Below are 20785 nucleotides of genomic sequence, written 5' to 3' on the forward strand. Positions count from 1 at the left end.
TCCATCGACTCGGCCAGGCTCCGTGGCCGCATGTCGGTCCAGTGGGTCTCCACGTGCTCCAGGCAGGACTGCCGTGAGGCGGGCCCGTGGACCACCCGCCAGCCGGCCGGCACGTCCACGAAGTCCGGCCACAGGCTGTGCTGGTTCTCGTCGTTGACCAGCACCAGGTAGGTGCCCTCGGGGTCCTCGAACGGGTTGCTCATACCACTCCTCATCTTCACTTTCCTCATGTTCCTCACGTTCCTCACGACAGGTTCCGCTGCTTCGGGTTCCGCTCCGCCCACGCGAGCAGCCCTTCCAGGGCCCGGAACCAGGTCTCGGCGAGATCCTGGACCGTCTCGCGCGGCAGCAGGCCCTCCAGATACGACCAGTGCGCGGCCAGCACAGGCCCGTCCGCCCGGTCCTCGGCCACCACGTTGATCTCCAGCGCGTGACCCTCCCGCATCGAACCCTCCGGCCCGATGTCGGCGGCGTCCTCCTCGGGTGCGTACGACCAGTCGGTCTCCTCCGGGATACCGAACCGGCCCAGGTAGTTGAACTCCACGCGCGCCGGTTCGTACCCGGCCAGCACCTCTCGGGTACGCGGGTTGAGGTGCCGCAGCATGCCGTAGCCGACGCCGTTCGCGGGCAGCGCCGCCAGATGTTCGCGCGTCCGCCGTACGGCTTCCTCAGCCGCCCGGCCGTCCGCGAAGGCCTCGGCCGGGTCGACCGGCCCCGGGTCGAGGCGGACCGGGAAGACGCTGGTGAACCAGCCGACCGTACGGGAGAGATCGATGCCGTCACCGCCCAACTCCTCCTCGCGGCCGTGCCCTTCGAGGTCCACCAGCACCGAGGTGTCCGAGCCGCCGCCGCGCCGCCGCCAGTCGGCGAAGGCCAGCCCGAGCCCCGCCAGCAGCACGTCGTTGACGCTCGCCCCGAAAGCGGCCGGTACGGAGGACAGGAGCGGGCCGGTGCGTTCGGCGGGCATCCGGAGGATCACCTCGCGCCGGGTGGCGGTGGTGTCGTGGTCCGGGTCGGGCTGCCGTACGAGGGGGAAGGGCTCCGTGCCGCCCTCCAGGATGCCCGTCCAGACGGGGAGTTCGGCCTCACGCGCCGGGTCCCGGGCCAGCTCGGTGAGCAGCCGCGACCAGCGGGCGAACGAGGTGTCGACCGGGTCGAGCCGGACCGGCCGCCCGGCCAGGACGTCCCGCCAGGCCGCCGCGAGATCCGGCAGCAGCACTCGCCACGACACACCGTCCACGACCAGGTGGTGGGCCATCAGCAGCAGCCGCCCGGGCGCGTCGCCCGCGTCGAACCACACGGCCTTGACCATCCCGCCCGCATCGGGGTCGAGCAGCGCCCGTGTCGCCCGAGCCTGCTCCCCGACCACCCGGTTGAGCGCTTCCACGTCGAGCCCGGCCACGTCCACCCGCTCGATCCACCCGGCCGCGTCGACCGCCCCGACCGGCGGAACGTGCAGCGACCAGTCCTCGGTGCTCCGCAGCGACGGCCGTACGAGTGTCGCCCGCAGCAGATCGTGCCGGTCGGCGAGGGCCTGGAGCACGGCGGTCAGGCCGGGCAGGTCCAGCTCGGCCGGGGTGCGGACGAGCGCCGACTGGTGGTACGAGGCGAACGGGCCGCCCAGTTCGCGCAGCCAGTGCATGACCGGGGTGAGCGGCACGCTTCCGGTGCCGTCGTCCTCGGGGCGCCGTGCGGTGGTGTCGACCGTCTCGGCGACCGCGCCCAGCGCCGCGACCGTACGGTGCCGGAAGACCAGCCGCGGAGTGATGCGCACGCCTGCCGCACGCGCCCGGCCGACGAGTTGCATCGCGACGATGCTGTCACCGCCGAGGGTGAAGAAGTCGTCGTCCACACCGACCTGTTCCAGGCCCAGCACATCCGCGAAGACCTTGCAGAGCGTCTTCTCCACCGGGGTCGCGGGTGCGCGCCCGGAGGACAGGGCGGAGAAGTCGGGCGCGGGCAGCGCGGCCCGGTCGAGCTTGCCGTTCGCCAGCTCCGGGAACCGGTCGAGGGCCACGACGGCCGCCGGGACCATGTGGTCGGGCAGCCGGGCGGCGACATGGGCGCGCAGCTCCGCCGGGGCCGGTGCGACACCGGGGGACGCCGGGGTCACATACGCCACGAGCAGCTTGCGCGGACCCTCCTGACGTACCGTCACCAGCGCCTGTCCGACGGCCGGGTGAACCGTGAGCGCGGACTCGATCTCCGCGGGTTCGATACGGAAGCCACGGATCTTCACCTGGTCGTCGGCCCGGCCGAGGTAGTCGAGCCGCCCGCCGACCGTCCAGCGGGCCAGGTCACCGGTCCGGTACAGCCGCGCCCCGGGCGCGCCGAACGGGTCGGCCACGAACCGCTCGGCCGTCAGCCCGGGAGCACCCAGATAGCCACGGGCGAGCCCGCCTCCGGCCAGATACAGCTCGCCGGTGACGCCGGGCGGCACGGGCTGCAGACGCCCGTCCAGGAGGTACGCCCGGGTGCCGGCCACGGGCCGCCCCACGAGCGGACGTTCACTGTCCCCGACTCGGGCCACCAGCGCGTCCACGGTCGACTCGGTCGGCCCGTACAGGTTGAACGCCTCCGTGCCCCGCAGCGCCGCCAGCCGCTGCCACAACGCGACCGGTACGGCCTCGCCGCCCACGCCGACGACGGCCAGCGGGCAGTCGTCACCGCGCAGCAGACCGTTGTCGGCCATCTGCGCGAAGAACGACGGGGTGACCTCCAGGAAGTCGAACCCGTGCTCGACCACGGCCGCGGCCAGCAGCTCGGGGTCGCGTCGCACCTCCTCGGAGACGATGTGCACACAGTGCCCGTCCAGCAGCCACAGCTGGGGCTGCCAGGACGCGTCGAAGAAGAACGACCACGCGTGCCCGGCCCGCAGATGCCGCCGCCCGGCGGCTTCGATCGCCGGGGCGTAGAGCGTCTCGCGGTGGCTGTGGAAGAGGTTGCCGAGGGTTTCGTGGGTGATCACGACGCCCTTGGGGCGGCCGGTGGAGCCGGAGGTGTAGATGACGTACGCCGGGTGCTGGGGTGTCAGGCGCCCGGCCCGGTCGGCGTCGGTGAGATCCGCGGCCTCCCGCGAGGCGATCCGCTCCACCGTGGCGGGGAAGTCGAGCACAAGCGCACTCGTGGGCAGGGTTTCGGCGAGTGCTTCGGTCGTGAGCGTCAGCACCGGGCGGGCATCGGCGAGGACGTCCGCCGTACGTTCCGCAGGCGCGTCCGGGTCCAGCGGAAGATACGCCGCGCCCGCCTTGTGCACCGCCAGCACGGCCACCAGGAACCGGGCGGTGCGTGGCAGCGCGAGGGCCACGAACTGCTCGGGACCCGCGCCGAGTTCGACCAGCAGCCGGGCGAGACGGTTGGCCTCGGCGTTGAGCTCGGCGAAGGTCAGCTCGACGCCGTCCGAGGCCACGGCGGGCAGCCCGGGATGCAGACGCACCCGCTCCTCGAAGAGCGCGGGCACCGTGGCCGGCGCGGCGGGGAGCGGCCGGCTGTGCCAACCGGCGGTCAGTCGCCGTCGCTCCTCCGCGTCGAGGACGTCGATGCGCCCGAGTGTCAGATCCGGGTCGGCGACGACGGCCCGCAGGACGCGCCGCAGCCGGTCGGCGAAGGACTGCGCGGTCGCGTGGTCGAACAGATCGGCGCTGTACTCCAGCACACCGTCGACCCCGCTGCCGTCCGCACGCTCCACGAAGTCGAAGGACAGGTCGAACTTCGCGGTGATCCCCGCCACCTCGTCCCGCCGGGAGCGCAGCCCGGGCAGCCCGGCGTCCTCCTCGCCGGCCGCCAGATACACCACCATCACCTGGAACAGCGGGTGCCGGGCCAGCGACCGCGCCGGGTTCAGCACTTCCACCAGCCGCTCGAACGGCACGTCCTGGTGGTCGAAGGCGGCCAGATCGGTCTCCCGCACCCGGCCCAGCAGCTCACGGAACGTCGGCTCGCCGGAGGTGTCCGTCCGCAGCACCAGTGTGTTGAGGAAGAACCCGACCAGATCCTCCAGGGCCGCGTCGGTCCGCCCGGAGATCGGGCTGCCGATCGGAATGTCGTGGCCCGCCCCGAGCCGGGTGAGCAGCGTCGCCACGGCGGCCTGCCTCACCATGAACACACTGACGCCGTGCTCCCGCGCCAACCGGTGCAAATCCGCAGCCAGTTCGGCGTCGAGCGACAGATCGGCGGCACCGCCCCGATAGCTCGACTCCAGCGGACGCTGCCGGTCGACGGGCAGCGCCAGCTCCTCCGGCAGCCCGGCCAACGCCTGCCGCAAGTAGGCGATCTGACGCGCCGACGGACTGGCCGGGTCCTTCTCGTCGCCGAGGACGTCCCGCTGCCACAGCGTGTAGTCGGCGTACTGGACGGGCAGCGGCTCCCACTCGGGCGCCCGCCCGGCCGTACGGGCCGCGTACGCGACCGCGAGGTCACGGTTCAGCGGCCCCTCCGACCACTCGTCACCGGCGATGTGGTGGAGCAGGAGCAGCAGCGTCCAGTCCTCGGGTCCGGTGCGGAACACATGGACACGCAACGGGACTTCACGGTCCAGCTCGAAGCCGTACGCCCCCGCGTCGGCGAGCCGCGCGGGCAGCCGCTCGGCGTCCGTCTCCTCCACCGCGAACGGCACGCGCACCTCGTCCGGGTCCAGCACCCGCTGGAAGGCGCGCCCCTCCTCGTCGGGGAACACCGTGCGCAGCGTCTCGTGCCGGACGACCAGATCGTGCACGGCCGCCCGCAACGCCTCCACGTCCAGCTCACCCGTGAGCCGCCAGGCCGAGGGGATGTTGTACGTGGCGCTGGGGCCCTCCACCTGGTAGAGCACCCACAGCCGCTGCTGCGCCGACGACAGCGGCAGCCGCTCGGGACGCGTCCGCGCCCGCAGCGCGGGCCGGGCCCGGACACCGGTCGCCGCGCCCTCCGCCAGCCGCCGCGCGAGCCGGGCCACCGTCGGCGCGTCGAACACCGTACGCAGCGACACCTCGGCCCCGAACGCCGCCCGCAGCCCGGCGACCAGCCGCATGGCGAGCAGTGAATGCCCGCCCAGGGTGAAGAAGTCGTCGTCGACGCCGACCTGTTCCACCCCGAGGACGTCCGCGAACAGACCGCAGAGGATTTCCTCGCGGGGATCCCGTGCCCGGCCGCCGGTGCCGCCGCCCGCCGTGAGGTCGGGGACGGGCAGCGCCCGGCGGTCCAGCTTGCCGTTCGGCGTGAGCGGCAGCGCGTCGAGGACGACGAACGCCGCGGGGACCATGTGCTCGGGCAGGGACGCGGCGGCGTGGTCACGCAGCAGCGCCGGGTCGGCCGGCCGTCCGGGGGCGGGGACGACGTATGCCACGAGCCGCTGCTATGGGGTACGACGACCGCGTGGGCCAGGGACCCGTGCCGGGCGAGCACGGCCTCCACCTCGCCGGGTTCGATGCGCACCCCGCGGATCTTGACCTGGTGGTCGGTGCGGCCCAGGAAGTCGAGGGTGCCGTCGGACCGCCAGCGGGCCAGGTCACCCGTGCGGTACATACGGGCACCCGGGCCGCCGTACGGGTCCGCGACGAACCGCTCGGCCGTGAGACCGGGCCGGTCGAGATAGCCGCGCGCGAGCTGGACGCCCGCCAGATACAGCTCGCCCGCGACCCCCGGCGGCACCGGCCGCAACGCCGCGTCCAGCACATAGGCACGGGTGTTCCACACGGGACGCCCGATCACCACGCGCTCGGCACCCGGCTCGACCTCGATGGCGGTGACGTCGACCGAGGCCTCGGTCGGCCCGTACAGGTTGTGCAGCTCGGCCGACAGCACCTCGTGGAACCGCTCCGCCACCGGCGACGGCAGCGCCTCACCGCTGCACATCACCCGGCGCAGACTCGTGCACCGCCCGGCGGACGGCTCCTCCAGGAACACCTGGAGCATCGACGGCACGAAGTGCGTGGTCGTCACACCCTGCTCGCGGATCAGCGCCGCCAGATACGCCGGATCCCTGTGCCCCTCCGGCCGCGCGACCACCAGGGTGGCCCCGGTGATCAGCGGCCAGAAGAACTCCCACACCGACACGTCGAAGCCGGCCGGGGTCTTCTGGAGAACCCGGTCGTCCGCCGTAAGACCGTAGGCGTCCTGCATCCACAGCAGCCGGTTCACGATGCCCTCGTGCGGGACGACCACACCCTTGGGGCGGCCGGTCGAGCCCGAGGTGTAGATCACATAGGCGGGGCTCGACGGATCGTAGGCGGAGGGCAGTTCACCGAACGGCCCCTGCGGCAGGGCGTCCTCGACGACACACACCGGCCGTGCCTCGGCCAGCATGAGGTCGAGCCGTTCCCGCGGCTGGTCGGGGTCGAGGGGCAGATACGCCCCGCCCGCGCGATGCACCGCCAGCAGGGCGACAACCAGGTCCACGGAACGCGGCAGGGCCACCGCGACGGTGCGCTCCGGGCCCGCACCCAGACCGGCCAGGACACGGGCGGCCCGCTCGACCCGGGCGTCCAACTCGGCGTACGTCAGCCGCTGTTCACCGCAGACGAGAGCGAGCGCGTCCGGCGTCCGGGCCACCTGCGCGCGGAACAGCTCCGGGAGGGTGGTCGAGGGCGCCTCACGCCCGGTGTCGTTCCAGCGGACGAGCACCGACTCCCGCTCGGCCTCCTCCAGCACCTCCAGATCCCGTACGGGCAGGTCAGGTTCGGCGGCCACCTGCTCCAGCAGTCGCACCAGGCGACCGGCGAGGCTCTGGGCCGTCGACTCGTCGCACAGGTCGACCGCGTACTCCAGCAGCAGCGTGAGCCGGTCCGCGCCCGCCTCGTCCACGAACGTGAAGTGCAGGTCGAACTTGGCCATGCCGGTGTCCATGTCGAACCACTCGGTCGGCATGCCGAGCACGTCCGGGTCGCCGTCCGGCCGGTAGTGATAGCCGAGCATGACCTGGAAGAGCGGATTGCGGCCCGCTACCCGGGGCGGGTTGACGGCCTCGACGACATGGTCGAAGGGCAGGTCCTGGTGTTCGAACGCCTGCAGTGCCGACTCCCGGACCCGAGCGAGGAGTTGAACAAACGTCAGGTCGGACTCTCCGCCGGACAGATCGGTGCGCAGCACGAGCGTGTTCACGAAGAAGCCGACCAGATCGTCCAGCGCGTCGTCCGTACGGCCCGCGATGGGCGCCCCCAGCGGGATGTCGTCCCCGGCGCCGAGCCGGTGCAGCAGCGCCGCCGTGGCGGCCTGGAACAGCATGAACATGCTGGTGCCGGTGGCACCGGACAGCTCGCGCAGGGCGCGCCCGGTGTCGGGGCTCAGCTCCACGCGGACCTTGCCCCCATGCCCGGTCGGCTCCTCCGGCCGGGGCCGGTCCAGCGGCAGGGCCAGCTCCTCCGGCAGGTCGCGCAGCGCCTCGGTCCAGTGGGCGAGCTGGGCCTCGCCGACCTGCCCGAGCAGGGTGTCCTGCCAGAGGGTGTAGTCGGCGTACTGCACCGGCAGCGGAGCCCACTTCGGCGCACGGCCCTCGACGCGCGCCCGGTACGCGGTCGTGAGGTCGGCGAGGAACGGCCGGTCCGACCACTCGTCGGTGGTGATGTGGTGCAACACCAGCGCCACCACGTGCTCGGACGTACTCAGCCGCAACACCTCGGCCCGCACCGGAAGTTCGGTGGAGAGATCGAACGGCCGCCGCTGGGCCGCCTCGATCCGCGCGGCCAACTCGTCCTCGCCGATGTCGGTCACCGTGAACGCGGGCTCGGCCGCACCCGGCGGCACGATCCACTGGTACGGCTCGCCGCCCTCCTCCAGGAACCGGGTCCGCAACGCCTCATGACGGTCGGTCACGTCGCACAGCGCCGCCCGCAACGTGTCGACATCCAGCTCGCCGCGCAGTCGGAAGACGAGGGGGAAGTTGTAGGCGACCCCGCCTCCCGTGATCCGCTCGACCAGCCACAGCCGCCGCTGGGCCGCGGAGAGCGGGATGCGCCCGGGCCGCTCGGACACCGGCCGCAGGACCGGGCGAGCGGGTCGTCCCGCCTCCGCCCGCAACGCCAGCGTCTCGGGGGTGGGCGCCTCGAACAGGTCACGGATCGCCAGTTCCGCGCCCAGCTCGGTGCGGGCCCGGCTGATCAGCCGGGTCGCGAGCAGCGAGTGGCCGCCCAGGTCGAAGAAGTTGTCCTCCGCGCCGGTGCGGGGCAGCCCCAGCACCTCGGCGAAGAGCCGGCACAGCACCTCCTCGACCGGTGTCGCCGGCCCCCGCCCCTCCGACAGGGCGACCGCCGGCTCCGCGTCCGGCAGGGCGCGCACATCGAGCTTGCCGTTGTCGTTCATCGGCAGCCGGGGCAGGACCACGAAGGCGGCCGGGACCATATAGCCGGGCAGCCGCTGCCCCAGGTCGTCGCGCAGCCGCCGGACGAGGGCGCCGTTGCCGCGGGTGGCCGTCGGGGTGCTGGCGTACGGGGCGGTGCCACGGTCCGGGCGCGGGAGGTACAGGCCGGTCGTGCGCCGGGGTGCCGTACCCCGTACGAAGACCGCGTCGAAGCAGCCCGGTTCGTCCGACCAGGTGGTCAGCACGTCGTAGCCCTGAGCGGCCCCCAGCGCCCGCACGTCCTCGGGTTCCACGCCTGCCGCAGCGGTGGATCCCCCGCTGGGCAGCAGCCCGGCGTCCAACGCCCGCATCGCGCCGAGGTCGCCCGCCGTACGGGCGTCCGGGATGCGCCGTACCCGAAGCAGTTCCAGCCCGTCGAGCCGCGCCGCCAGCGCACTGGGCCCGGACCAGTCGTGCACCGGCGCATCGGCCAACCGCAGCGGGCCCTCGACGGTCGCCCCCTTCCCGGGCGGCCCCTCGGCCGTCGAGCCGTTCCCGGTCGGGCCCTCGACGGTCGAGCCGTTGCCGGTCCGGCCCTTGGCCGCCGGCTCCTCGGCGTACAGCACCACGTCGTACCGGTACCGCGTCAGCTCGTTCTGGTGCCGCCCCGCCTTGGTGCGGACCTCGACGCCCACGCCGAGTGTCGTGAACCAGTCCGGGTCGACGAGCAGTTCCTTCTCCAGCGCGAGCCCCCGGTCCACGGCCCGGCGCAGCGCCTCCGGGCCGGTGCCCGCGCCCGCCCGTGCGATCTGGATGCCGGTCTGGAACACCCGGGCCTGCCGCAGATCGCGCACATCGCCGAGGAAGAGGGCGCCGCCCGGTGCCAGCAGGGCCATCGCGCCCCGGATCACCTTGCGCAGATGGTCCAGGCTGGGGAAGTACTGCACGACGGAGTTGATGACGACCGTGTCGAAGAACCCGACCGGAAGCCCGTCCGTCACCTCGGCCGGCTGACAGCGCAGTTCCACCTTCCGCGCCAGCTCGGGGTCGGCCTTCAGGTCCTCGCCGAGCTTGCGGATGACGGGTGCCGCGAAGTCCGTCGCCCAGTACGACTCGGCGTCCGGGGCGAGCCGGGACATGAGCAGACCCGACCCGACGCCGATCTCCAGGACACGACGAGGCCGTAGCTCCCGGATCCGCTCGACCGTCGCCTCACGCCACTCCCGCATGTGCTCCAGCGGGATCGGATCACCGTCGTAGGAGCTGTCCCAGCCCGCGAAGTCCTCGGTGAAGACGGCCGTGCCGATCTCGGTGTACTCGGCGGAGTAGATCTCCTGCCACTCGCCGATCTGCTCCCGCTCGGCCGACTCCCGTGCGTCGGCGTCGGGTTCGGCCGGGACGACGTATCCGACCAGCCGCTTGGTGCCGGGCGCGGAAGTGTCGTCGCGGGCGATCACGGCGGCCTGCGACACCTCGGGGTGCTGTGCGAGCGCCGTCTCGATCTCGCCCAGCTCCACGCGGTAACCGCGGATCTTGACCTGGTCGTCGGTACGGCCGAGGAAGTCCAGGTTGCCGTCCGGACGGCGCCGCACCAGGTCCCCGGTACGGTACATGCGCTCGCCCGGCTGCCCGTACGGGTCGGCCACGAACCGCTCGGCGGTCAGCCCCGGCCGGTTCAGATAACCCCGCGCCAGACCGACGCCCGCGATGTACAGCTCGCCCGGCACCCCGTCCGGCACCGGCCGCAGCCAGGTGTCGAGGACGCGGGCCCGGGTGGCGCGGATCGGGCGCCCCACGGTCGGGGTCGCGCTGTCCTCCGTACCACCGCCGAGGGTGTTGATCGTGTACTCGGTCGGGCCGTACAGGTTGTAGCCGTACGTGCCCTCGGTGTCCCGCAGCGTGTTCCACACCGTCTCGGTGACCGCCTCGCCGCCGAGCAGTACCAGCGGCGGCCGGTGCCCCTCCAACAGGCCCTCCTCGATGAGGAGATGGGCGTAGGTCGGGGTCACGTTGACGACGTCGACGCGGTGTTCCTCGCAGTACGCCACCAGCGCGGTCGCGTCCCGCCTGAGCTCCTCGTCGCAGACGTGCACCTCATGCCCCTCGACGAGCCACAGCAGCTCCTCCCAGGACATGTCGAAGGCGAAGGAGACCGTGTGCGCGATCCGCAGCCGCCGGCCGCCCGCCGAGGCGATCGCCGGGGCGAAGATCTCCTTCTGGTGGTTGAGCTGCATGTTCGTCAGGCCCACGTACGGCGTGACGACACCCTTGGGGCGACCGGTCGAGCCGGAGGTGTAGATCACGTACGCCGGGTGGTCCAGGCGGAAGGACACCGACACCGGGTCGGCCGACAGGCCCGCCAGCTCGGCCGCCACCTCCCGGTCGTCGAGGAGCACGCGCGGTGTGTCACCCGTCAGCGTCCGTGACACGGCCTCCGTCGACAGCAGGAGCAGCGGGCGGGCGTCGGCGAGCATCAGTGACAGCCGCTCGGCGGGATGGTCCAGCTCCAGCGGCAGATACGCCGCCCCCGTCCGCAGCACGGCGAACAGCGCCACCACCATGTCGATCGAGCGCGGCAGCCCGAGCGCGATCACCTTCTCGGGGCCCGCGCCGCGCGCGATCAGCAGCCGGGCCATCCGGTTGCAGCGCGCGTCGAGTTCCGCGTACGTCAGGGTCTGCGCGCCGAAGACCAGCGCCGTCGCGTCCGGGGTACGGGACGCCTGCGCGGCCAGCATGTCCGCCACCGTCTCCCGCGGCACCGGCTGCCGGTTCTCGGCCTCCTCCCGGGCGAGCGCGGCGACCTCGGCGGGCAGCAGCGGGTCGAGCGAGCCGACGGCGGCGGACGGGTCGGCCACCAGCCGGTCCACCAGCAGCACGAAACGGTCCAGCAGGCTCCGCGCGTACGCCGCCTCCAGCAGGTCGGGCCGGTAGGCGAGCGTCACCCGGACCCGCTCGCCCGGCGTCACCACCAGGTTCGCCGGGTAGTGCGTGGCGTCCACATTGGCCACCGCCGTCGCCCCGTGCCGGTCACGCAGCTCGGCCAGCCGCTCGTCGGTGTCGGCGTTGCGCAGCACGAACAGCGTGTCGAACAGCCGCCGGTGCCCCGTCTCGGCCTGCAGCACACCCAGGCCCAGGTACTCGTACGGCATGACCGCGAGCCGCTCGCCCTGGACGCGGCGCAGCAGATCGAGGACCGGCTCACGCGGGTCGAAGGCGATGCGCGCGGGCACGGTGTTGAGGAACATGCCGATGACGTTCTCGACGTCCGGCACCTCGCTCGGCCGCCCGGCGACCGTCGTACCGAACGCGATGTCCGTACGGCCGGTCGCACCGGCCAGGACCAGACCCCAGGCGGCGTTCAGCACCGTGTTCAGGGTCAGCCCATGGCCGCGCGCGGTGTCGCGCAACCGCTCCGCGACGTCGGCGTCGAGCACGGCGTCCAGGTGCTCCGGGATCACCGGCTCCTGGCCCCGGTCGGCGGCCGTCGGCACCAGGAGGGTCGGCTCGTCGAAGCCGGACAGGGCGGCACGCCACGCCCGGGTCGCCTCGGTGTCGTCCTGCCGCTCCAGCCAGGTCAGATAGTCGCGGTACGAGCCGGGGCGGGCGAGACCCGCCGGATCGCCCCCGCTCTCGTACAGCGCGAACAGCTGGTCCAGGAACAGCCACGCCGACCAGCCGTCCCAGAGGATCAGATGGCGACCGACGACGAGCCGGTCACCGCGCTCCTCACCGAGCCGCACCAGCAGCATCCGGAAGAGCAGCGGGCTGGTGAGGTCGAAGCGCTGGGAGCGCGACTCGTCCATCAGCTCCCGCATCCGCCGGTCCTGTTCGTCCGACGGCAGCCCCGACAGATCCACCTCCGTCAGCGGGATCTCGGCGTCCCGCACGATGAACTGCACCGGCTGGCGCAGTCCTTCGCTGGTGAACCCGGCGCGCAGACTGGGGTTGCGGGCCAGCAGCGTGCGCGTGGCGGCCGACAGCCGCTCGGCGTCCACGCGTTCGGCGAAGTCGAAGGACTCGTGGACCGTGTAGACGTCCAGCGCGCTGTCGTCGAAGTTCGAGTGGAAGAAGAGGCCTTCCTGGAGCGGGGCGAGGGGCCAGATGTCCTCGACCCGGCCCGGCGCCAGCCGCTCGACCTGCTCGCGTTCCTCCTCGGTCAGGGTGAACGCGGACTCGCCGGAGGCGGCGGCTGCGGGTGCCGTCTCCTCGATCGTGGCCGCCGCCGCGAGCGCCGCCGGGGTGCGGTGCTCGAAGACATCACGCGGGCCGAGCACCAGACCTGCCCGGCGGGCCCGGCTGGAGACCGCGATCGAGCTGATGCTGTCGCCGCCGAGCAGGAAGAAGTCGTCGTCGACACCGACGTCCGTCAGCTTCAGCACGGCCGCGAAGATCTCGGTGAGTATCCGCTCCCGGGGACTGCCCGGCGCCCGGGTGACCGCCGCGCGCACCGCCTGCGGGGCGGGCAGCGCGGCCCGGTCCAGCTTGCCGCTGGGGGTGAGCGGCAGGGCGTCGAGGACCACCCAGGCACCCGGGACCATGGGGGCGGGCAGGGCGTCCGCCACGGCCTCGCGCAGGTCGGCCACCAGGGTCTCGCGCCCGTCGGTCCCCTCGGCCTCGCCGGAGGGCACCACGTACGGCACCACGTACGCGACGAGCGCGTCGTCCCGTACCGTCACGGCGGCCTGGGCCACCGCCGGCAGCCGCACCAGCGCCGCCTCGATCTCGCCCAGCTCGATCCGGTTGCCGCGCAGCTTCACCTGGCGGTCGGTGCGGCCCAGGTACTCGATCACCCCGTCCGCCCGGCGCCGCACCAGGTCACCGGTGCGGTACATCCGGCTGCCGGGCGGCCCGTACGGGTCGGCGGTGAACCGCTCGGCGGTCAGCGCGGGACGCGCGTGATAGCCGCGGGCGAGCTGGACGCCGGTCAGGTACAGCTCGCCGGGGACGCCGTCGGGCACGGGCCGCAGACAGATGTCCAGGACCCGCAGGCCGGTGTTCCACACCGGGCGCCCGATGGGCACGGACACACCCCGGTCGCCCTCGGAGTCGTACGGGTGGTACGTGACGTCGACGGCCGCCTCGGTCGGGCCGTACAGGTTGTGCGGCGGCACCCCCGTCAGCGCCCGCCAGCGGCTCGCGGCGGCGACCGGAAGCGCCTCGCCGCTGCTCAGCACCCGGCGCAGCGACGCCGACCAGGACGGGTCGCCGGTGACCTCGTCCGACTGCAGGAACGCCTCCAGCATCGACGGCACGAAGTGCATCGTGGTGATGCCCTGCTCCCGCACCAGCGCCGCCAGATACGCCGGGTCGCGGTGGCCGTCCGGGCGGGCGAGCACCACGGCCGCGCCTTCGAGCAGCGGCCAGAAGAACTCCCACACCGACACGTCGAAGCTCGACGGGGTCTTCTGCAACACCCGGTCGTCCGCGCCCAGCCCGTACTCGTGCTGCATCCACGCGAGCCGGTTCACGATGGACCGGTGGGTGACGACGACCCCCTTGGGGAGACCGGTCGAGCCGGAGGTGTAGATCAGGTAGGCGGGGTCGTCGGGGCGTGCGGGAAGGAGCTCGCGAACCCCCTCGCGGGCCTCACCGACTCCCTCGTGCGGCTCACCGACCCCCTCGCGGGCGTCGTCGTCCTCCACGGCGTCGAGCAGCAGCACCGCGGGAACGTTCCCCTGCGGTAGCCGGTCGGCCGTCCCGGACAACGTGACGACGGTCGTGGCGCCGGAGTCGGTGAGCATGTGCGCCACCCGGTCCGCCGGGTAGTCCAGGTCCACCGGCAGATAGGCGGCCCCCGACTTCAGCACGCCCAGCAGCGCCACCATCAGCTCCGCCGAACGCGGTACGGCGACCGCCACGAACGCCCCCGGACCGGCACCGCGACCGCGCAGCCGGGCGGCCAACGCCTCGGCGCGCGCGTCGAGTTCGGCGTACGTCAACCGCTCGTCCTCGAAGACGACGGCCATCGCGTCCGGCGTCCGGGCCACCTGCTCAGCGAACGCCAGGGCCAGGGTGGTCTCGGGGACAAGACGTTCCTCGCCCGCCGGGTGGGCCCGCAGCGCCTCGTCGGCGGACAGCAGCTCCACCGTGCCGGCCGGGCGGTCCGGGGCTTCGGCGATCGCCTCCAGGACGCGCGCGAGCCGGTCGCCGAGCGCGCGGACCCAGTCGCCGTCGAGGCGCTCGGCGTGGTGCTTGAGCCGCAGGTCGAGGCGTCGGCCGGGCTTGACGACGAGCGCGAGGGGATAGTGCACGGCGTCATGGAAGGCGTCGCCGGTGATCCGTACGCTGCCCGAGGCGTCCCGCAGATCCGTCTCGGCGGGATAGTTCTCGAACACCACGAGCGTGTCGAAGAGTTCGCCCTCGCCCGCGTGCCCGGTGAGCCGCTGGATCTCGGCCAGACCGATGTGCTGGTGGTCCAGCAGACGGGACTGCTCCTCCTGAAGGCGGACGAGCAGGGCCCCGAGCGACTGGCCGGGCGCCCAACGGAAGCGGGTGGGCAGGGTGTTGATGAACAGGCCCACCATCGAGGCGATGCCGTCGACCTCGCCGTCACGCCCGGAGACCGTCGTACCGAACACCACGTCGTCGCGGCCCGTCAGCCTGCCCAGCAGCAGTCCCCAGGCGGCCTGGACCACCGTGCCGAGGGTGACACCGTGCTCCCGGGCCCGCTCGGTGAGCCGTGCGGTGGTCCGCTCGGGCAGCTCCACCCGGACGTGTTCCGGGCGTACGGGGGCCCCGTCGGCCGGAGTACCGACCAGCCGCGTGGGCTCGTCGAGCCCGGCGAGCGCGCCCCGCCAGGCCGCGCGGGACGCGTCACGGTCCCGCTCGCCGAGCCGGCGCAGGAACGCCCGGTACGGGGCGACCTCGGGCAGCGGGGGAGTGTCGGTGCCGTAGTACGCCATCAGTTCGCGGTGCAGGACGGGCAACGACCAGCCGTCGGCCACGATGTGGTGGAACGTCAGCACGAGGCGGCTGCGCCGCTCCCCGAGCCGGATCAGGGCACATCGCAGCAGCGGCGGCGCGGTCAGGTCGAAGCCCCGGGTCCGCTCGTCCGCGGCCACCGCGTCGCCCAGCGCCTCCCGTACCTCGCCGTCCTGCGTGGAGAGGTCGACCTCCCGCCACGGCAGTGCCACGCCCCGGGTGATGATTTGCACCGGCGTACCGTCCCGGCGCTGCCGGAAGGCCGCCCGCAGCGGGGCGTGCCGGTCCACAAGCCTCTGCGCGGCGCGCCGCAGCAGCGACCCGTCGACGGGTCCGGACAACTCGACGACCTGCTGGACCACATACGTGTCGCCGCCGGCGCCGCCGGAGCCGCCGGAGCCGCCGGTGAGGGAGTGGAAGAAGAAGCCCTGCTGGAGCGGGGTCAGCGGAAGCAGTTCCTCGATCGACAGCGGGTGCGTGCCCTGGATCTCGGTGAGTTCGGCCTCGTCGACCTCCACCAGCGGGGCGTCCGCGGTCTGCTCGGTCGTGCGCTCGACGGCCGCCTGCGCCAGGGCCTCGACCGTACGGTGCCGGAACACCTCACGCGTGGTGAGCCTGAGCCCCGACTCCCGTGCCCTGATGAGGAGTTGGATGGCGGTGATGCTGTCGCCGCCGAGTGCGAGGAAGTCGTCCTCGGCCGTCACGGCGTCCAGCCCGAGCACCTCTGCGTACAGCGCGCACAGCAGTTTCTCCCGGGGGGTGCGCGGGGCCCTGCCGGAGCTCATCGCCGCGTAGTCCGGCGCGGGCAGCGCCCTCGCGTCGATCTTGCCGCTCGGGGTGACCGGCAGGGCGTGCAGCGGGACGAACGCCGACGGGACCATGTAGTCGGGCAGCCACTCGGCGGCATGGCCGCGCAAGGTGCGCATCAGGGCGTTCACGTCACGGAAGGGCGCGGGCCGGTTGGCGTGCGGGTAGGCGCCGGCCGTCCGGTACAGCGGGCCGAAGGGGCTGCCGGGGACCTCTGGGCCGTCGGTGACGTCGGAGTCGCCGAGGACGAGGACGGCGTCGAACGCCCCGTCGTCCGCGCTCCCGTTCCAGGTGAGCGCGGCCCGGTACCCGTGCTCCGCCGCCAGCGCGTACACGTCCTCGGGGTCCGTGCCCGGAGCGGCCTCCCCGCTGCTGCCCTCCAGCCGCCGCAGATCCGCCAGATCGTCGGCGAGCCGGGCGTTGGGCACACCGGTGACCCGCAGCCGTGCCGGCCGCCCGGCCAGCAGCTCCGCCAGCCCGGTGAGCCCGCCGACTGAGGCCCACTGGACCTCGTCCTCCGGCGCCTCGGGAACGGTCGTGGACGTCCCCGGCCGCAGGGTCACGTCGTACCGGTACCGGCTCAGCTCGTTGTGGTGCGTGGCCCGCTTGATCCGGATCTCGGCGTCGAAGCCGTCGAGCGCGGCGAAGAAGTCCGGGTCGAGGAGGAGTTCGCCCTCCCAGCGCACCGACCGCTCGACCGCCGCGCGCAGCGCGCTCTTGTCCTCCAACTCCTCGCCGGACGCCCGCCGGGTCTCCACGGCCGCGCGCAGCGTCCGCAGCAGCCGCAGATTGCGTACGTCGCCGACGAAGATCCGGCCACCGGGCGCGAGCAGCCCCGACACCCGGCGCAGTACGTCGACGAGGTACTCACCACTGGGGAAGTACTGGGCGACGGAGTTGATGACGACCGTGTCGAAGAACCCGGCGGGCAGTCCCTCCGTGTCGTGCGCGGGCCGCACCCGCAGCTCCACCTTCGCCGCCAGCTCCGGATCGGTGTCGACCTGGGCGCGCAGTGCGGCGACGGCCTCGGCCGACAGATCGGTGCCCCAGTACGCCTCGCAGTCGGGCGCGATCCGCGACAGGACCAGACCGCTGCCGACACCGACCTCCAACACCCGCCGTACGCCGCCCAGTTCGCGGATGCGCCCGACGGTCGCCGCCCGCCACTCGCGCATCTCCTCGACGGGGATCGGCGTCCCGTCGTACATGCTGTTCCAGCCCGCGTAGTTCTCGCGCAGGCCCGCGCTCTCGCCGACACCCTCGGCACCGGCCGCGCCGTAGAGGAGTTCGTGCAGCTCCTTCCACTCCTCGACCCGGGCGTCCTCGTCCGCGCCGCGCGGACCGTCGAGGGCGGGTACGACGTACGCGGCGAGCCGGCGGTCGCCGGGCCGGTCCTCGCGGACGACCACGGTGACCTGGTCCACGGCCGGATGGCCGCGCAGCACCGACTCGATCTCGCCCGGCTCGATACGGAAGCCGCGGATCTTGACCTGGGAGTCGGCCCGCCCGAGGAACTCCAGTCGTCCGTCGGCCCGCCGGCGCACCAGGTCACCGGTCCTGTACAGCCGCTCACCGGGCGCCCCGAACGGGTCGGCGACGAACCGCTCGGCGGTCAGATCCGGCCGCCCCAGATAGCCGCGCGCCAGACCCGCCCCGCCCAGGTACAGCTCACCGGTGACCCCGGCGGGCACCGGCCGCAGGAACGCGTCGAGGACGTACGCCCGGGTTCCCGGGTCGGGTACGCCGATCGGGACGATCGCCCCGGCCGGGGTGTCCGGATCGCACAGTCCCAGCGTGGAGTTGGTGGTGGCCTCGGTCGGCCCGTACGCGTTGAACATCATCCGCCCGCGTGCGTACCGCCCCACCAGCTCGGGGGAGACCCGCTCCGTACCGGCCAACAGCGTGGCGGTGGGCGGCAGTCGGACGTCCTCGGGCATGGCGGCCAGCAGCGCGGGCGGCAGGATCATGAAGGTGATGCCGTGCGCGTTCGCGTAGTCGGCGAGGGGCGCTCCCGGCACCCGCAGCTCGGCCGGTACGACGACGAGCCGGCCGCCGGAGAGCAGCCCGAGGCACAGGTCCCAGAAAGCCACGTCGAAACTCGGCGACGCGAACTGCAGCACCCGGCTGTGCGGACCGATACCGAACCGCTCGCTCTGCGTGGCCACCAGCTTCGCCACCCCGCTGTGCGCGAGGACGACACCCTTGGGGCGGCCGGTCGAGCCCGATGTGTAGATCACGTAGGCCGCGCTCAGGACGGTCAGGGGCGCCCCGCGATCCGCGTCGGTGGGGTCGTGGGCCGGGCGCCGCGCCAACTCGGCGGCCGTGGCGGGCGAGTCGAGCGCGAGGAGCGCCATGGCGTCGTCGGCGGACTCGGGGAGATCGCGCGCGGTCTCCTCGGTGGTCACCATGCAGACGGGCCGTGCGTCACCGAGCATGTACGCGATCCGGTCCGCCGGGTAGTCGTGGTCGATCGGCAGATAGGCGGCACCCGACTTCAGGACGGCCACCTCGGCGACGATCAGCTCGGCGGAGCGCGGCAGTGCCAGGGCGACGATGCGCTCGGGACCGGCGCCCCGCGCGATCAGGGCGTGGGCCAGTCGGTTGGCCCTTTCGTCCAGTTCCGCGTACGTGAGTTCCTCGTCCTCGAAGACCAGCGCGACCGCGTCCGGGCGCAGCCGCACCTGCTCGGCGAACATCGCCGGCCAGGTGTCCGCCGGGACCGAGTGCGCGGTGTCGTTCCAGTCGACGACGACCTGCCGGTACTCCTCCGGGTCCATCAGATCGAGCCGGGCCACGGGTGTGTCGGGGCGGGCGAGCGCGTCGGCGAGGAGGGCGCGGTAGTGGCCGAGGAGCCGTTCGACCGTCGTACCGTCGAAGATCGCCGGGTTGTACGTGGCCCGAGCCGTGCCCTCGTCGACCTCCAGCAGCACATCGACGGGTGCGTTCGGTTCACCTCTTCGGCCGGCGGTCGCGAACGCCGTGCTGAAGAACACCCCACCGCCACGCAGGGGCCGGGGCCTCAGCTCGTCGACCAGCAGGCCGAGGGGCACCCGGTGTGTGTCCGCCTCCTCCAGTGCCTGCGTCACCCTGCGCACCAACTCGCGGAAAGCGGGCTCGTGTTCGACGGACACCCGCAGCGGGAGACCGTCGTGCCCGACCGTCAGATCCGTCGCCGCCGTGTAGCGGTGCAGCAGGGCGACGAAGGCCGCGAGCCGTTCGGGACCGGAGGCGTCGGGGACGCCGGACAGCGCGCGGGTGTCCCGTTCGAGGACCGGCTGTGGCGGATGGGGCCGATCGGCGGGCAGTGAGACTTCGAGCGGAAGCGGTGTGAGCAACCGCCGCCAATGAGCCAGGACTTCCACGGAACCGCACACAGCAGCGAGCCTCCCCAGCGGGTCAGGGGTCCCGGCACTGGCCGGGGTCGCCGTCATACTAAGGTAAGGGTTACCTAATTCACAGGGTGGTCAAAGACACTCCCCAAGAGGTTTGGGGCGGCGATGCGCACGCGTCCTACAGTTCAACCGCTGGTCGTCCTACAGTTAAGGCAAGCCTCATCAAAGGAAGTTGAAGACGTGGGGACCTCGACGGTCCGGGCGGCGAAAGGCCCCCGCGCAGTACTCCTGCTCATGCTCTCGGGCGCGGCCCTGCTCGCGCTGTGCGCCCTGTCGATGGCGTTCGGCGCGCTCGGCGTCCCTCTCGACCAGGTGTGGCACACCCTGCTCGGCGACGCCCCCAACTCCCGTATCGACAACGTCATCTGGTCCGTACGCCTGCCGCGCACCGCCCTCGGCCTCGCCACCGGTGCCGCGCTGGGCCTCGCGGGCGCGCTGATGCAGGCGCTGACCCGCAATCCGCTCGCGGACCCGGGCATCCTGGGCGTCAGCGCCGGTGCGGCCTTCGCCGTCGTCCTGTCGGTCGGCGTACTCGGCATCGGCTCGGTGTACGGCTACATCTGGTTCGCCTTCGCCGGCGCGTTCGTCGCCAGCGTGCTGGTGTACCTCCTCGGCGGACTCGGGCGGTCCGGCTCCACGCCGGTCAAGCTCGCTCTCGCCGGAGTCGCCGTCACCTCGCTGCTGTTCTCGCTGACCAGCGCCATCGCCCTCACCGACCCGGACGCCCTCAACCGCTACCGCTTCTGGAACGCGGGCTCGCTCGCCAACCAGGACGAGGAGGTCCTGCTCCGCGTCCTGCCGTTCCTCGCCGTCGGCGCCGTCCTCGCACTGGCCTGCGCCCCCGCGCTGAACAGCCTCGCGCTCGGCGACGACGTCGCCAAGTCGCTCGGTCTCAAACTCGGCCTGGTCCGCGTCCAGGGCGTCGTGGCGATCACCCTGCTCACCGGGGGAGCGGTCGCCGTGATCGGCCCCGTCGTCTTCGTCGGCCTGGTCGTCCCCCACATCGCCCGCGTCCTCGCCCAACTGGTGGGCATCGGCCCCGACCACCGCTGGCTGCTGCCCCTGTCGGCCGTACTGGCCCCCTGCCTCCTCCTGGCCGCCGACATCATCGGCCGCCTCATCGCCCGCCCCACCGAGGTCCAGGCCGGCATCCTCGTCGCCTTCATCGGCGGCCCCTTCTTCATCGCCCTGGTCCGCCGCCGCCGACTCGCGGAGCTGTGAGCGATGACTTCTCGACCGTGGAGCGGTGAACGCATGGCCTTCGTGAAGGGCGGCCCCGAGCCCGTGCCGACCGAGCCACGGAGCCGCCGACCTGTGACCTGGGCATTGCCGGGGCCGACGACTCGCGACGGCCGAACACGCGGAGCGGCGCGCCACGCCGGCGGCGTCCGCGCGGCGGTTGGTCGTGCCCACC

At 73.0% G+C, this 20785-nt stretch carries 2 protein-coding genes and 1 pseudogene; 1 reads left to right on the forward strand and 2 read right to left on the reverse strand.

What is annotated here, in order from left to right; genetic code table 11:
- Both STRIP9103_RS32960 and STRIP9103_RS32965 read right to left on the reverse strand, forming a co-directional pair.
- Nucleotides 1-203 (reverse strand): MbtH family protein (locus tag STRIP9103_RS32960; RefSeq protein WP_048821419.1); only part of this gene is annotated, 203 nt, incomplete at its 3' end.
- Nucleotides 204-244: 41 nt separating this feature from the next.
- Nucleotides 245-19353: pseudogene (locus tag STRIP9103_RS32965) on the reverse strand (amino acid adenylation domain-containing protein).
- Between the two features lie 198 nt (nucleotides 19354-19551).
- On the opposite strand from STRIP9103_RS32965, the gene STRIP9103_RS32970 reads away from it, so the two are divergent.
- A complete protein-coding gene (locus tag STRIP9103_RS32970; protein ID WP_009327736.1) occupies nucleotides 19552-20592 on the forward strand; it encodes a FecCD family ABC transporter permease in 1041 nt (346 codons plus the stop codon).
- Nucleotides 20593-20785: the final 193 nt, after the last annotated feature.

It is taken from the genome of Streptomyces ipomoeae 91-03 (genome assembly GCF_000317595.1).
Taxonomy (GTDB): domain Bacteria; phylum Actinomycetota; class Actinomycetes; order Streptomycetales; family Streptomycetaceae; genus Streptomyces; species Streptomyces ipomoeae.